We start from the raw sequence: 14,984 nt of genomic DNA, 5'->3' as shown, positions 1-14,984 counted from the left end.
CCGGCGTCACCCCTGCTCATCGCGCCGGCCCCGCCGGGCCGGCCCGAGCGGGCACCCGGGATGCGCCGCCCGGTCGCGGCTCTGGCAGGGTTCAGGCATGAAGATCTGGGATGGAGCATCGATGATCCGCAACCCCGTCCTGCCCGGCTTCCACCCGGACCCGTCCATCCTGCGCGTCGGGGACGACTACTACCTCGCCACCTCGACGTTCGAGTGGTACCCGGGCGTGCTCGTGCACCACTCGCGCGACCTGGTCAACTGGCGTTCCCTGGGCGGCGTCCTCACCGGGCGCAGGCTGCTCGACCTGTCCGGCGTGCCCGACTCGGGCGGCGTGTGGGCGCCCGACCTGACGTACGCGAACGGCCTGTTCCACCTGGTCTACAGCGTGATGGACACCTACGCGCACGGCTACAAGGACGTCGCCAACTACCTCGTCACCGCGCCCGCCATCGAGGGCCCCTGGTCGGACCCGGTGCGGCTGCCGGGGCGCGGGTTCGACGCGGCGCTCTTCCACGACGACGACGGCACCACGTACCTGCTCAACATGGTCTTCGACTCCCGCCCGGGGCGGGGGTTCTCCGGCATCGAGCTGCAACCCCTGAGCGGTGGCACGCCGAGGCTCATCCTGGAGAACCGGAGCATCACCGAGGGGCCGCACATCTACCGGGTGGACGGCTGGTACTACCTCATGGTCGCCGAGGGCGGCACCGGTTACGAGCACTGCGTGAGCGTGCTGCGCTCCCGCTCGCTGGAGGGCCCGTACGAGGCCGACCCGGCCGGGCCGATGCTCACCTCGCGCCACGACCCCGGCCTGGAGCTGCAGAAGGCCGGGCACGGGTGCCTGGTGCGGACGCAGGGCGGCGAGTGGTACCTGGCGCACCTCGCCGCCCGGCCGTACGCGCCGCGCGGCCGGTGCGTGCTGGGCAGGGAGAGCGCAATCCAGCGGGTCGAGTGGGAGGACGGCTGGCCCCGGGTGGCCGGGGGAGTGCCCGCCGTCGAGGTGCCCGCTCCCGCCCTGCCGCCGCACCCGTGGCCGGACGCGTCGCCCGCCGACGGCAGCGGATGGAGCACGCTGCGCCGGCCGGCCTCGCCCGACTGGGTGCGGTTCGAGGACGGCCGGGTGACGGTCAGCGGCGGCCAGTCGCCGTACGGGCGGCGCGCCCCCAGCCTGGTCGCGCGCCGGGTGACGGCCACGAGGTGCGGCTTCGGGACGGGCGTGACGTTCGAGCCGGGCAGCGTGCACCAGTCCGCCGGGATCACCGCCTACTACAACTCCCGCAACTGGTACCACCTCGCGCTGACCACCGACGGCGTCGTCCTGACCGGCAGCGACCGGGGCGCCCGCACCGTGCACTTCACCGCCGCCGGCACCGCGAGCCGCCTGGAGCTGGAGCTCGACGGGCCGATCCTGCGCTTCTCGTACGACGGCCACGCCATCCCCGTGGAGCTGGACGCCACGATCCTGTCCGACGAGCACGCCGACGAGATCGTCGACGGGCAGATCCGCTCGTTCGGCTTCACCGGCGCGTTCGTCGGCCTGTGGGTGCAGGACCTGGCGGGCGAGGGCTGCCAGGCCGTGTTCGAGGACCCGGCCTATCAGCCGGCGGACGGTGTCGCGGAGGCGGCGGCGCAGGGCGGCGAGTAGGGGCGGCCGGGCAGGTACCGGGCCCACTCCGTCCTGCTGATCGAGGTTCCCGACGCCTCGCAGACGTTCGCCGTCGCCTGCTCCACGTTCAGGCCCCAGAGCTGGGCGGCGCTGCCGGACGCGGCGGCCAGCACGGTGCCGTCGGGGCCCAGCTCCACGTCGCCCGCCGCGCCCCGGCCGGCGAACACGGCCCAGAGCGTGGGACGGGCGGGCGTGACGACGTTCCACACCTGGACGGTCATGTCCTGGGAGGCCGTGACGAGCGTGCGGTCGTCGGCGCTGAACGCGACGGCCGACACGGCGGCCGAGTGGCCGGGCAGGTCCGCCAGCTTCCTGGCGGAGGCGGGCGCGGCGACGTCCCACAGCCGGGCGGTGCCGTCGCTCGACGCCGTGGCCAGCGTCCTGCCGTCGCGGCTGAACCGCAGGTCGAGCACGCTGCCGGTGCCCGCGGCGAACGACGCCAGGGCGCGCGGCCCGGCCGGCTCGGAGACGTCCCACAGCCGTACGGACCCCGTGCCGGAGCCGGTCGCCAGCGCGCGGCCGTCGGGCCGGAACGCGGCCGTGCTCACCCGCCTGTCGGCGGCGCCGATCGTGGCGACCTGCTTGGGGCTGGACGGGGTGGCGACGTTCCACAGCAGCGTCCGGCCGTCGCGCCCGGTCGTCACCGCCATCTTGCCGTCAGGGCTGTACGCGGCCGAGCGCACGCCGTCCGTGTGGCCCGTCAGCGTGCCGAGCAGCTTCGGGGTCGCGGTCTCCGAGACGTCCCAGATCCTGGCCGTCTTGTCGTCGGAGGCGGTGAGCAGGCGGGTGCCGTCGGGGTTGAACGCGACCGACTGGACCTGCCCGGTGTGCCCGCTCAGCGTGGACTCGGGCGTGGCCACCGCCGGGTCAGAGATGTTCCAGAGCCTGACGGTCTTGTCGTCGGAGGCGGTGGCCAGCGTGCCGCCGCCCTTGGCGATCGCGACCCCGTTGACCTGGCCGGTGTGCAGGCCGAGCCGGGCGAAGGGGGACGTGCGGGAGGTGTTGGAGGCGTTCCACAGCCGGGCCACGCCGTCGACGGCGGAGGTGAGCAGGTTCTGGCCGTTCGGGCTGAAGGCCACGCCCGTCACGGCGTCGGGGAACCCGGCCAGGGTGGCGGTGCCCTCGGGCTCGCGCGGGTTCTCCACGCTCCACAGGCGGACCGTGGCGTCGGCGGAGGCGCTGGCCAGGACGGCGCCGTCCGGGCTGAACGCGACGTCGTCCACCGCGCCGGAGTGCCCGCTCGCCGTGCCGACCAGCTCGGTCGCGGTGATGTCCCAGACCTGCACCTTGCCGGTGGCGGAGGAGGAGGCCAGGTAGCGGCCGTTCGGCGCGAACGTCACGCTCCTGACCGCGCCCTCCGCCGAGGTGAGCGTGGCCAGGACGGCCGGCTTGGCGGGGGTGCGCACGTCGAGGAGCCTGATCGTGCCGCCCGTGGAGGCGAGCGCCACCAGGCGGCCGTCCGGGCTGAAGGCGGCCCTGGTGGGGTCGGAGTCCTGCGTCACCACCGAGACCTGGGCGGGCTTGGCCGGGTCCTGGACGTTCCACAGCCGCATGGTGCCGTCGGTGGACGAGGTGGCCAGCAGGTTGCCCTCCGGGCTGAACGACACCGAGCCGACCTGCTCCTCGTGGCCCTTGAGCGTGGCCAGGGCGCGCGGCTTCGCGGTGTCGGAGACCTCCCACAGCCGGGCGGTGCCGTCGGCCGACCCGGTCGCGAGCACCTTGCCGCTCTTGCTGAACGCGACCGCGAGCACGCCCCCCGTGTGCCCCTTGACGACGCCCAGGCTCTTGGGGCGCAGGGCGTCGGTGACGTTCCACAGTCGGGCGGTGGTGTCGCCCGAGGCGGTCACGGCCACGCGGCCGTCGGGGCGGTAGGCCACCCGCTCGACCGGGGCGGTGTGGCCGGTCATCCGGGCGCCCACCGGGCGGGCAAGCGAGCCGAGCAGGGCGCCCCGGGCCTGCGGGGTGGCCGAGAGGCGGTAGGCGGCCAGCGCGAGCTGCGAGCCGAGCGAGCTGTCCCTGGTGGTGGCGGCGGCCGCGGCTACCTGGCGGGACAGGGCCTCGTCGCGCTGGGTGGCCGCCTCGCCCGCCAGGCGGGTGGACCCGCTGGTCTGGACGAGCGCCACGACGGCGCCGGCGACGGCCACGAGGAGGAGCAGGCTGAGCACGGCGATGGCGCCGCGGGTGATCCGAGTGCGCCGGGCCTGCCGGCGGCGGGACGCGTCGAGGAACTCCTTCTCGACGGGGGTGATCGCGCCACCCGCGTCCCTGGGCGCCCCGGCTCTGGGAGCCGGAGCGGCGGGGACGCTCACGGCGGGAAGCGCGGCCACGGCGGCCTGGGCGGTGGTGAGGCGGTCGTCGGTGTAGAGGTAGGAGGTGTCCTGCCCGTCGCGCTGCCACATCTCGGCGTCCTCGGCCAGCCGCCGCCGCACGAGCAGCCCGGCCCGCGCGGTCTCGGCCCAGTTGCCGAGCCGGGGCCAGGCGCGCACCAGCGCCTCGTGCGCCAGCTCCGCCTGCTCGCCGCCGTCGGTGACCGTCACCGTGACCAGCCGCGCCCGTACGAACTCGGCCAGCACCTGCCCCTCGACGGAGGCGGAGCCGGAGCTCAGCTCGGCGACGGGGACGCGCCGCCGCAGGGCGCCTGCCTGCGGGTCCACGTGCACCAGCGGCACCAGCAGCCCGCGCGCGACCGGCTCGGACTCCGCGCCGAGCCGCCGCAGCGTCTCCTCGCCGCTCAGGGCCACCGCCCGCGCGACGCCGCCCGCCGAGCGGTAACCCGCCATGGTGAGCACCCCGCCCGTACGCCGCTGCCAGGTGGCCAGCAGCGCGTGCGAGAGCAGGGGGAGCAGGTCGTCGGCGCCGGACAGGGCCTGGAGGTCCTCCAGGATCAGCTCGGCGAGCCCGGCTTCGAGCGAGAGCCCGGAGCGGGTGGCCGGCTCCTCGATCGCGCGGCGCAGCTCGGCCGGGGTCATGGGGGCGACGATCTCGGGCCGCCGCATCGTCTCCAGCAGGCCGGGGTAGGCCGCGCAGCGGGCGAAGAAGTCGCCGCGCACGGCGATCACCACGGCGGCCGAGCGGGACAGCTCGACGAGCGCCTCCACGAAGCGCCGCCTGGCCACCTCGTCGGCGCACAGGGTGAACAGCTCCTCGAACTGGTCCACCACCACGAGCGTGCGCGCGGGCAGCCCGCGCCGCGCGGCGGCGGGGTCCGACTCGATGACCGCGCGCAGCCGTTCGGGGGCGCCGCCGGCCAGCGCCGCCAGCTCGCCCGCCAGCGTGGCCACCGGCAGCGCGCCGGGGGTCAGCACGACGCTCCTGCCGAGGTCCTCCTGCATGGCGGGGATCAGGCCGGCGTGCAGCAGCGACGTCTTGCCGCAGCCCGAAGGCCCGGTGACGATGAGCGGGCCGCCCGCCTCGAACGCCTGCGACCCGATGACCACCGGCGGCCCCGCCGACCTGAGCGCCTGCCGGGCCCGCGCGGCCAGCGACCTGGTCGCCTCCTCGCGGCCGAAGAACAGCCTGGCCTGGTCCCGCCCGTACGCGGCCAGCCCCCGGTAGGGGCTGTTCAGGTCGCCCGGCGCGCTCATCGGCGGGCCGGAGCGCTGGGCGCCCTGGTGGGCCGGGTTTACCGCGAGCGGCGGCAGCTCCTTCATGCCGCCCGCCTGCCGCCTGGGCCGCGGGAACCCGGCGGCGGGCAGCGCATGCGCCAGGTGGTGGTGCACGTGGTCCAGCGTGAACGCCGCCGGCCCCGCCGGGTCGCCCTCGTTCAGCAGCCTGAGCAGCGCCCCGCTGAGCGCCGTGTGCCGGACGCCGGGCAGCGCCCAGGAGTTCTCGTCCTTGCTGGCCGAGGTCAGCACGTACGCGCCGCGCCAGGAGGAGTCGAACGTCTGCTCCATGGCCTTGGCGGGCACCGGCCGGTTGCCGCCGGTGAAGCAGCAGTCGAGCACCACGACGACGTGCTCGGCCCGGGACGACTGGAGGATCTGGCGCACCATCGAGTACGGCAGCGCCTGGTAACCGGGCACCCCCTGCCCCAGGTCCACCGTCGCCCGCGTCGCCAGGTGCAGCTCGTTGTCCGGGCCGAACAGGGCGTGCCCGACGAAGTGGAACATCAGCACGCTCGTGGCCTCGCGGGCCGCCCGCTCCAGCACCTCGCCCAGGTTGGCGGGGGTCGCCGGGTCGAGCAGCACGGTGAGGTGCTGCTGGGCCAGGCCCGCCCGCTCGACCAGGCACTGCCCGAGCTCGGTGACCGTGGCCGGCACGGCCGGCACCTGGGGCAGCCGCGACGAGGGCCGGTGCGCGCCGGTGCCCGCCACCACCACCCTGGCGCCCTCGGACGCCAGCAGCAGGGGTGGATCGTTCCGCCGGGCAGGCAGGACGACCCGGGTTCTCTCGAGCGTCGTCGAATCGTCCTCGGTCATCCGGCGCTCCACGGGCGTGGGGGTTTTGGCGAATCAGCGTTGTTCAGGTTACGCAGGTCCGCGTGGCACCGTCGAGGCCGGATTCGGCGCATTCTGCTAGATCGCCGGACACTATCTCGGTAGAGATCGCCACATTTAGGGGCAGATCATGACAGTGGCGTTCGTCACGCACGCCCTCCTCGGCGACGGCGTGCAGGCGCGCGGCCGGCGGGCGCCTGCTCCAGGGCCAGGCGGCCCCAGGCCCGACGGCAGCCCCGCCCCCGACGGCCCGGTCATCCAGTCCGTCGAGGACAAGCTCGAACTGATCGCCACCGACGAGCCCGTGGCCATCGCGGCCGTCCCGCCGCACCTGGCCCGCTTCCGCCCCGACATCACCGCGATCCCGCTGCACGGCGTGGGAGCCGAGCCACGTGGTGCCGGCGATCCGCGCGGGCGGCCGCGACCGCCTCCTGGCGGCCTTCCGCGAGGCCGCCAGGGGGCTGGTCACCAGTTCGCCGGCAGTCCCGGAGTCGTCGGCGGCAGCGGGTGGTCCGGCGGGTGGATGACGTAGGCCACGCCGCCGCTGCTGGAGCTGCGCAGCCACACGTCCTCGAAGTCGGCGCGCGGGTAGACGCGCCGCACGGCCGCGTTGCTGGACGACGCCGGGTCGTTGGCGATCACGTCGCCGGTCGCGGTGAAGCCGACGACGGCCATCAGGTGGCCGTCGGTGCCGTACCCGGCGCCGGGCAGCTCGCCCTTCTTGAACGACTGCGAGGTGATGACCGGCACGCCCGCCTTGATCAGCAGCTCCAGCTCGGTCAGCGAGCGCAGCCGGGTGACGAACCCGTCCACGCCGTACCGCCCCGCGTAGGCCGTGTTGAACGGCCAGTTGCCCGTGCCGTCGTAGGCGTGGTCGAAGGTGTAGCGGGCGGCGTAGTCGACCTCGGGGTCCGGGTCGGCGGGATCGACCCAGGAGGTGTCCTGCTCGCTCGGCCACCTGTCCCAGTAACCCAGCACCATGGTGGTCGAGGTGGGGCTGCACCACGCCTCGCCGCCGCCGTTCCACTCGGGGTAGTGGCCCAGGTGCACGTTCTGGGAGCGGCGCGGCACGGCCAGCTCCGTGCCCCACGCGCCGCCGCCGGGGCTGACCGGCACGGTCTTGCGCTCGGGCACGTTGGAGCTCATCACGCCGGACGTGCGCACGCGCGGCGTCACCGCGGAGCCGGGCGTGCGGTAGAGGGTCAGGCGGAGCTGGTACCCGCTGAGAGGCTTGCCCGCCGCCGCGACCAGCGTGTCCACGGCTACCGACCCGTCCGCGTCACCCTGGCCAGGCACGGAGGTGCGCAGGATGTCGCCCTCGGCGTAGGACCAGCGGCCCAGCGAGTACCACTTGGTCAGGCCCTCCGCGTTCCTGCCGCGGGCCTCGACCTGGATCCAGCTCCCCTGCGGCACGTCCGCCGTCCAGGACGCGATCAGCTCGGTGGCGCCGAACCCGATGTCCTGCTCGGGGCCGGTCCAGCGGGCGTACTCCCACGTCTTGGTGCCCAGCGCGTCGGTGTAGCTCGTCGTCCCCGCGGCCTGGCCGAACGCCAGCCCGTCGCCGGCCGTCGTGCCCTCGGGGGTGCCGGAGGAGAAGTCGGTCCGCTGGTAGACGACGTCGGGGACGGCCGGGGCCGCCGGTTTCGTCCCCACGGTGGTGTCGGTCATGGACGTGAACAGGAGCAGGGCGGACAGGACCATGGACAGCGCAGGCATGAACCCACCTTCCAGGAAGGCGCTCGATGCGGCTGACCCTAAGCTCGGTGGCCCGGCAAAGCATCGGGAGATCTACGTAATCGATCGTCATCACTGATTCGATGGGAGGTGACGAGGCTTACGCCGCTTGCGCTGTGAAATGAGATGGTTATGCGGAAATACGTGATCATGGGTGTACAAGGCAGCGGCAAGGGCACCCAGAGCGCCCTGCTCGCCGACGACCTCGACCTGGTGCACATCAGCGTCGGCGACATCTTCCGCTGGCACGTCAAGCACCACACCAAGCTCGGCGCCCAGGTCCGCCGCCTGGTGGCGGCGGGCGAGCTGGTCGGGGACGACCTCGTGGAGGACGTCGTCAGCGACCGCCTCCAGCTCCACGACTGGAACTACGGCTTCGTCATCGACGGCTTCCCCCGCAACCGCCGCCAGGCGGAGTTCTTCCTGGAGAGCTACGACCTCGACGGCGTGATCCACCTCGACCTGCCGGACGACGAGGTTCGCCGCCGCGTCCTGGCCCGCCGGCTGTGCTCGCGATGCGGCATGGACTACAACCTCATCGCCCACCGGCCGGAGGTGGAGGGCCGTTGCGACGTGTGCGGCGGCGACCTGGTCACCAGGGCGGACGACACCCCGGACGCGCTGGCCCGGCGGCTGGCCGACTACCACAGCAAGATCGACCCGGTGATCGAGCTGTTCAGGCGGAAGGAGTACGTGATGACGATCGACGCGCGGGCCGACAAGACCACCGTCCAGCGCGCCATCCGCACCCGCTTCAACCTTCCGCCGTACCTGCCGTCGGACGCCCGCCTGTCCGGCTAGGGGTCTCGGCGGCCTGTCGGCGGGTCTCAGCGGGTGCGGGACATGTCCGGCGGGGCCTCAGCAGGTGCGCAGCATGTTCAGCAGGGCCGTACGCTCGCTGCGGGTCACGAAGAGCCGGTAGTGGTGCTTCACCGTGATCCACGAGGTCGCGTACCGGCACCAGTGGGCCCGGCGCGGGGGACGCCAGCTCTGCGGCCCCTGCCCGCCCTTGGCGATGTTGGCCGAATGGCTGACCGTGATCAGCTCGGGGCGCCTGAGGTCGTGGGCGAAGGCGCGCCGCTTGGCCGCGCTCCACCGCTTGGCGCCCGAACGCCAGGCGTACGACAGCGGCACCACGTGATCGACGTCCACGTACTTCTCGCTCTTCAGCACCTTGCCGTCGTAAGGGCTGTACCAGGTGCCCTTGACCGGATGGCAGGAGGCGTTCCTGCGTACCTTGCGGCCGTCGCGGGCCAGCACCTTCTCGCGCGTGCTGCACTTGCTCCTGCGCTGCCCCTGCGCGGGCTGGAAGCGCTTGCGGCTGTAGCCGCGGATCGATAATGCCCTGGCGACCTTGAGCTGGCCCAGCATGCGCCGGGCGAGCACCGCGGAGTCGGCCTGGGCGCGCTTGCGCGGCTCGGCCGCGGCCTGCGGCGCGGTGAGGGTGGCGGTGATCGGGAGGAACACGAGGGCGAGCACGGCGACGCACGCCGCCCGCCGCAGGGAGATCATCGTTGGACCCATACCTCCGGCGTCCCCCAGATTCGGCGGGGATATTCGGATGATTTGACCGGCAAATGTTGCATAATTAAATTCTTTACTCATGTCGGCGTGGGTGAAATGCATTTCTCGGGCCGTGCTCCCTGTGGAATCCTTGGGTAGTCCGAGCCGCGGAGAAGGGGCAGAAAATGGCGGGCGGCAGCGCGACCCAAGAGCAGAGAACACCCGGAAGCGGCGCGAAGAAGCGCAGCGGCGGCGCCATTCGGGCGACGATCGGCACTGTACTGGCCGCCGTGCTGGGCCTTGTGGGCAGTTTCGGCCTCTCCGGCCTCGGCCTCGACGCCTACGGGCCCGTCCTGACCTGGGTGGTCATCGGGTGGACCCTGACCGGGATGGTGATCGTCGGCCTGTGGCCGCTCCTGAAGGGCATCGAGCGCACCGGACCCCGCGTCGGCCTGGCCTGCGGCGCCTTCGCGGCGCTGGCCGCCCTGTCCGTCTGGGTCGTGGTGCTGGGCAGGCCGGGCGACGGCGTCGACCCCATCGCCCAGGGCTGCCGGTATCTGAACGGCACCCATCAGATTTCCGCCAGCTCCGATATAGCCAGAAGCTGGGGCATCATTGGAAATTTCACCTTGGTCCACAATCCGCACCCCAAGTGCGGGGTGGTATGGGCGCAATTCCTGACGCCGAAGGATGAGAGCATGAAACGGCCGCCTTTCCGTGACATGAGGATAGCCTCGATCTCCCTCGAGATCGTCCGCAGAGCTCCGGAAGGCCGCCAGACCGCCACGTGGAACTACGACACCGCCCCCGCCGGCGAGGTGGACAACCGCGACATCTGGACACCCGCGCTCCGCCTCGAGGACGGCGTCTACGAGGCCAACCTCAGCATCCTGTTCGCCGGCGGCGAGCCCGCGAACGTCCATCTCAGCTGGCACACCGACAAGCCCTCGATCATCGGGCCGAGCGACGGCTGACCCGGCTGGGCTCGCTTCCGATCCCGGCGCCCCGCCTGCTGGAACGCATGCCCGTCAAGATCACGATCTGCGAGTCGTGGGAACCGAGGGCCGCTCTTCCCGCGACGTCACCTCGTCATGGAGACCTTCGAAGGCGAAGAACACGCCGAGTTCTACCCGAACAACATCGGCTTCTACGAACCATGGGACGGCATGTACGACACCTGACCGGTGAGGGTTTCTTCAACCTGAAGCCGCCGGCCGTGGACATGCGCGAGGGAGCGGCGTCATCCGTCCGACCTTTATGATCTCGCGGTGAAGATCTGGACGGAGCGCCCTTCCAGGACCGACGTCGAAGCGGTCGTCGGCCGCTACTTCAGCCTGCTCCGAGCTGGAAAGATCCCTCAGGCCGAACAGCTCGTCGACCATCCATCGGTCCGGCATGTGCTCAAGTCGCTCTGGGCCGGCTCGGTCGGAGCGGGCGCCGAGGCGGACGAGGCGGGTTGCAGCCTTGCCGCCGATGAGGGGGAGCGGGACCTGTCTTGGCTCCGCGAACTCGACCTCGGCGGCTTCCACTGGGGCCACACTGGCGGCCATGTCTACGTCGAGGTCATCTACCGCGCGGAGATAATCGAGGTGTCCTTGGGCTTTTGGGTCAAGCCTATCGACGCCGGCTGGGTCGTCGCGGGACCGTCCACCCTCTGGTAGGACAAAGAAAGAGCAGCGCGATCCGGATGTTGTATCTCCCGCTGACGGACGATCATTTGCTGGTGACTGAAGTCCGAGATCAGGTCCCACTCGTTGATACAGGTGCCGGCCCGACCATGTTCGCGCCGCCATCACCTGGTGCGCAGGACGCGGCGTGATTCAGCGCCCGTATGCCGGCCATATTCTCTGAATATACCGAGGCTGTATAGAGTTCGGTCGGCGCAAAAATCGAAAAACGCCTGGAAGGAAATAGATCGTAATAACCGGCAAGCGGAAGAGAATCGCAGGCGTTGTGTCCGTCCTCGGCGTTTCGGCTGGCGTCGTTGTCGGGACGGCATCGGGCTGCGGAAATGCGAGGACCGCGTGTACGGCGCCCGCGCAGCCGCGGCCGGCCGGCTCCACCTTCACCCGGTCCGACGCCCACTCTTCGGCCTGACCGCGCTCCTCAACAGGATTCCTGACCGGTCAGATGACCGTCTGCCCATGGATGCCTTGCATGGTGAAGGAGAACCAGTGCGACCCCTCACGCGACTCCGGATTCCCGCGATCGGAGTGGCTCTAACCGCCACCCTCGGAGCCGGGCTGCTCATGGCGCCTGCCGCGCACGCCGCGCCCGACCAGAAGATCAGCTACGTCAAGCGAGTCAGGCCGGTCCAGTCCGTGATCACCTATGTCACGATCAAGGACCACCGCGGCCGGAAGTACCCGATCAAGGTGACCAGTACCTGGGCCTACAAGTCCCCCAGATCCGCACAGCTGCGATCCATCGTGATCCGCGAGAACGGCTTCCCCAGGGGTGGATGCATCTTCCCGGACCTCTACTTCGCGAACGCGAACGACTGGGAGGCCCAGCGGGGCAGATACGGCAAGATCTGCGACGGCGGCTCGAAGGCATATTCGGTCATGAGGACGGTCAGAGTTCGCAGCGGAACCCTCGGGCAGCTCTGGATCCGGACTCCCAACCCGAGTCACCCCGGCTGCTGCGGAGCGCGGCAGTACACCATCCAGTACAACATCGCGAGGCGTTGAGCCCACCCCTCAGCTCCGTGTACGGCGCGAGCCGCGACCGGGAGCGGCGGCATGGTCAGAGCGCCGGAGAGCACCAGCCCTCCGGCGCACCGGCCGGCTCGATCAGCGCCCCGCCCGCGTCGAAATTCCGATGCCGGGAAGGCTCGGATCTCAGGAGGTCGAGGTGTCCCGGCCCGCGCTGAACAGCCAGCCGATCACCGCGACCAGGGTCACAACACCGATGGCGACCAGCGCGGGAAAGTGACACTCGGGGACCATGCTGTCGAGAGCGCTGGATCACGGACTATCTGGCCCCGTGGGCCGATGCGCGGGTCCGCCGCTCCTGGATGGCCATGGTGGGCGCTGCCGACAACCGCTACACCCGGGACATCGTCCCCGCCCTGCGACGGAACACCACACCCAAGCTGCTGATCTGGGGCGAGGGACGACGGCTTTCAGCAGGTGGCGTACGCCGAGCGGTTCGCCTCGGAGATCCCGCACACCACACTCGTACGCATCCCGGATGCAGGACACATCCCCACGGAGAACGCGCCCGGCCAGATCGCACGCGCACTCGTTGACTTCTTCACGGCATAGAGGCTGCGTGGGCGGTAGACGAACCGCCGTGGGGTGCCACGGGCCGGGTCGCCCCGGACGCCGCGGTCGGGGGCGACGCGACCCGGCGGCCCTCGTACAGGGCTGGTCGCGCCGCTCGGCGAGGCCGCACACGCGATGTGCCTCGACCGCGGCCAAGGCGCCGGACAATCCGCTGGAGGACGCCGTCGTGCTCGACGGCGAACCCACGGTCGAGGCCGCACATGGCACTGCCGCTACGGGCAGCATAAGCCTCCCTGATATTCCATGCAGAAATCATCATTGGTGCTTAACTCAACAACAGAACAGAATGCCCACATGTCTGGTTCCACGGGCCCTCAGGCCGACGCCGCACGTCATCCCCGCGAACATCTGACGGTGACGCCTTCTCCGGAAGCTTTCCGCAGGGCCAGAGGCGACGGAAACGAGCGACTGCGCGCCAGCGGCTCGTTGTTCGAATCCTTCTTCTCGCTGGACGGAGCAGCGTACGCGCCCGGCGCCCTGCCCGTCTCGGTCAAGGAACTGCTCGGCCTCGTGGTGTCCGTGATGAAGGACTGCGAGGAATGCGTCTACTACCACCTCGAACGATGTGACGAAGAGCGGGTCGCTCGTTATCAGGTGCTCGAGGCGCTGCAGATCGCCCTCGTAGGAGGCGGGTCGGTCACCATTCCGCTCCTTCGCCGGGCCGTCTCCCATATGGAGAAACTCCAGAAGCTCGGCGAAGGGAAAGCGTGAGTGAAGTTCAAGTGGAAGTGAGGACGCCGGCCGGCCGCGCTTCGATCGCCGGTGTCCCAAATCCGTACAGGCCCTAACCCGGCCACCTACCAGCCGGTCCCCACATCCTGCACTGGTCACGCCGGCGACGACGCCATCAAGCCGGCGCCCGACGAAGCCACTACCGGCGACAACAGCTCAAAGATCGATAAGGGCGGCTGGAGTACAAGCTATCGGGCGCCAGCAGTGCGCGCCTTCGCCGCACCCAAGCCTCTTCCCCTCCGGCCTGCTCAACGTGCTTGGCGCGATTCCACTTTCCTTCAGGTTGGCGATGCACGAGCCGTTCACCTTACCTACGAGTGGGCTGCCCAGCGCTGGGCCATTCTCCGCGAGCTGATCGAGCGCATGGGTGGTGGCAAACGCGAAACGCCTCCGACGTGCTTTTTCTGGAGCTCCTGCCCGAGCGGAAAGTCGCTGGCGCCCCGGGCGCAGGGAAGCGGGGTTTCCGCATGTCAGGGGCTACTTGGCCAAGTGCCTGCTGATGACGAGCCGCTGAATCTGGTTCGTCCCCTCGAAGATCTGCATGATCTTGGCCTCGCGCATGTACCGCTCCACCCGGAACTCCCGCGTATACCCATACCCCCCCAAAACCTGCACCGCATCCGTAGTCACCTTCATCGCCGCATCCGTCGCCACCAGCTTGGCCACGCTCGCCTGCCGGCTGTACCCCAGCCCGGCGTCCCGCCTCCGGGCCGCGTCCAGGTACGTGGCCCGCGCGCTGTCCACCGCCGCCGCCATGTCGGCGAGCAGGAACCCGAGCCCCTGATGGTCGATGATCTTCTTGCCGAAGGTCTGCCGCTCCTTCGCGTAGGCGACGGCCTCGTCCAGGGCCGCCTGGGCGAGGCCGGTGGCGCAGGCGGCGATGCCGAGGCGGCCGGAGTCGAGCGCGGCGAAGGCGATCTGCAGCCCCTGCCCCTCCTCGCCGATCAGCCGGTCGGCCTCCAGGAGCGCGCCGTCCCAGTGCGCGCTCGTCGTCGGCACCGCGTGCAGCCCCATCTTCTCCTCGGGCCGCCCGAACGTCAGCCCGTCGGCCGCCCCCGGCGCCAGGAAGCAGGACACCCCGCGCGAGCCGGTGCCCGTGCGGGCGAACAGGGCGTAGAAGTCGGCGATGCCGCCGTGCGTGATCCACGCCTTGTTGCCGGTGATCCGGTAGCCGGTCTCGACCCGCTCGGCCTTGCAGGCCAGCGCCCCGGCGTCGGAGCCGGCCTGCGGCTCCGACAGGCTGTAGCCGCCGATCAGGTGCCCGGCCAGCATGTCGGGCAGCCACCTGTCGCGCTGCTCCTGCGTGCCGTACGCGAAGACGGGGAAGCAGGCGAGCGTGTGCACGCTGGTGGCCACCGCGACGGCGGCCCAGCGCATCGCCAGCTCCTCCAGCACCTGGAGGTACACCTCGTACGGCTGCCCGCCGCCGCCGTACTCCTCCGGGTAGGCCAGCCCGAGCAGCCCGGCCGACCCCAGCGTGGCGAACAGCCCCTCGGGGTAGGTCTCCGCGCGCTCGTGCTCGTCCACCCGGCGCGCCAGCTCCTTGTCGGCGATCTCCCTGGTCAGCTCGATGAGATCCTTGGCGTCCTGGTCGGGCAGCAGGCGGTCGACTGTCACGTTCACTCC

Annotated in this window: 11 protein-coding genes; 7 read left to right on the top strand and 4 right to left on the bottom strand. The window is 71.2% G+C overall.

The genetic code is table 11. The features are described 5' to 3' along the window. Window positions 1–121 precede the first annotated feature (121 nt). The gene (locus tag ACBJ32_RS23855; protein WP_375128572.1) at window positions 122–1,645 is read left to right on the top strand and encodes a glycoside hydrolase family 43 protein; all 1,524 of its coding nucleotides are present in this window, start codon (window positions 122–124) and stop codon (window positions 1,643–1,645) included. Here the strand turns inward: ACBJ32_RS23855 and ACBJ32_RS23850 are convergent. After that, complete coding sequence (locus tag ACBJ32_RS23850) at window positions 1,597–6,084, bottom strand: hypothetical protein (RefSeq protein ID WP_375128571.1); 4,488 nt, start codon at window positions 6,082–6,084, stop codon at window positions 1,597–1,599. The two genes, ACBJ32_RS23855 and ACBJ32_RS23850, sit on opposite strands and share 49 nt — an antisense overlap. Window positions 6,085–6,232: 148 nt before the next feature. Here ACBJ32_RS23850 and ACBJ32_RS23845 point away from each other — a divergent pair, with 148 nt between their 5' ends. Beyond that, window positions 6,233–6,634, top strand: a complete 402-nt coding sequence (locus ACBJ32_RS23845) for a hypothetical protein (RefSeq protein ID WP_375128570.1) — start codon at window positions 6,233–6,235, stop codon at window positions 6,632–6,634. Here ACBJ32_RS23845 and ACBJ32_RS23840 read toward each other — a convergent pair. After that, window positions 6,568–7,818, bottom strand: a complete 1,251-nt coding sequence (locus tag ACBJ32_RS23840) for a peptidase C39 family protein (RefSeq protein ID WP_375128569.1) — start codon at window positions 7,816–7,818, stop codon at window positions 6,568–6,570. The two genes, ACBJ32_RS23845 and ACBJ32_RS23840, sit on opposite strands and share 67 nt — an antisense overlap. Window positions 7,819–7,968: 150 nt before the next feature. Between ACBJ32_RS23840 and ACBJ32_RS23835 the strand changes: the two genes are divergently transcribed. Further along, window positions 7,969–8,637, top strand: coding sequence for a nucleoside monophosphate kinase (locus tag ACBJ32_RS23835; protein WP_357871029.1), 669 nt, complete (start codon window positions 7,969–7,971; stop codon window positions 8,635–8,637). Window positions 8,638–8,694: 57 nt separating this feature from the next. On the opposite strand, the gene ACBJ32_RS23830 is transcribed toward ACBJ32_RS23835, so the two are convergent. Beyond that, complete coding sequence (locus ACBJ32_RS23830) at window positions 8,695–9,348, bottom strand: HNH endonuclease family protein (RefSeq protein WP_375128568.1); 654 nt, start codon at window positions 9,346–9,348, stop codon at window positions 8,695–8,697. A 176-nt stretch (window positions 9,349–9,524) separates the two neighbouring features. On the opposite strand from ACBJ32_RS23830, the gene ACBJ32_RS23825 reads away from it, so the two are divergent. The 4 genes from ACBJ32_RS23825 (at window position 9,525) to ACBJ32_RS23810 (ending at window position 13,337) form a co-directional block, all read left to right on the top strand. After that, complete coding sequence (locus ACBJ32_RS23825; protein WP_375128567.1) at window positions 9,525–10,313, top strand: hypothetical protein; 789 nt, start codon at window positions 9,525–9,527, stop codon at window positions 10,311–10,313. A 294-nt stretch (window positions 10,314–10,607) separates the two neighbouring features. Then, a complete protein-coding gene (locus tag ACBJ32_RS23820; RefSeq protein WP_375128566.1) occupies window positions 10,608–11,000 on the top strand; it encodes a hypothetical protein in 393 nt (130 codons plus the stop codon). Window positions 11,001–11,513: 513 nt separating this feature from the next. Beyond that, window positions 11,514–12,029: a hypothetical protein gene (locus ACBJ32_RS23815; protein ID WP_375128565.1), complete on the top strand. Its 516-nt coding sequence runs from the start codon at window positions 11,514–11,516 to the stop codon at window positions 12,027–12,029. Between the two features lie 891 nt (window positions 12,030–12,920). Continuing rightward, window positions 12,921–13,337, top strand: a complete 417-nt coding sequence (locus ACBJ32_RS23810) for a carboxymuconolactone decarboxylase family protein (protein WP_375128564.1) — start codon at window positions 12,921–12,923, stop codon at window positions 13,335–13,337. A 498-nt stretch (window positions 13,338–13,835) separates the two neighbouring features. Here the strand turns inward: ACBJ32_RS23810 and ACBJ32_RS23805 are convergent, their stop codons facing one another. Then, window positions 13,836–14,975 carry an acyl-CoA dehydrogenase family protein gene (locus ACBJ32_RS23805; RefSeq protein WP_357871051.1) on the bottom strand — a complete coding sequence of 380 codons (1,140 nt, stop codon included), beginning with the start codon at window positions 14,973–14,975 and terminating at the stop codon, window positions 13,836–13,838. Between the last annotated feature and the right edge of the window lie 9 nt (window positions 14,976–14,984).

Source organism: Nonomuraea sp. GTA35 (genome assembly GCF_041950525.1).
GTDB lineage: Bacteria > Actinomycetota > Actinomycetes > Streptosporangiales > Streptosporangiaceae > Nonomuraea.
The sequence above is the reverse complement of the archived record's forward strand: the minus strand, read 5'-3'. Positions and strand labels throughout refer to the sequence as shown.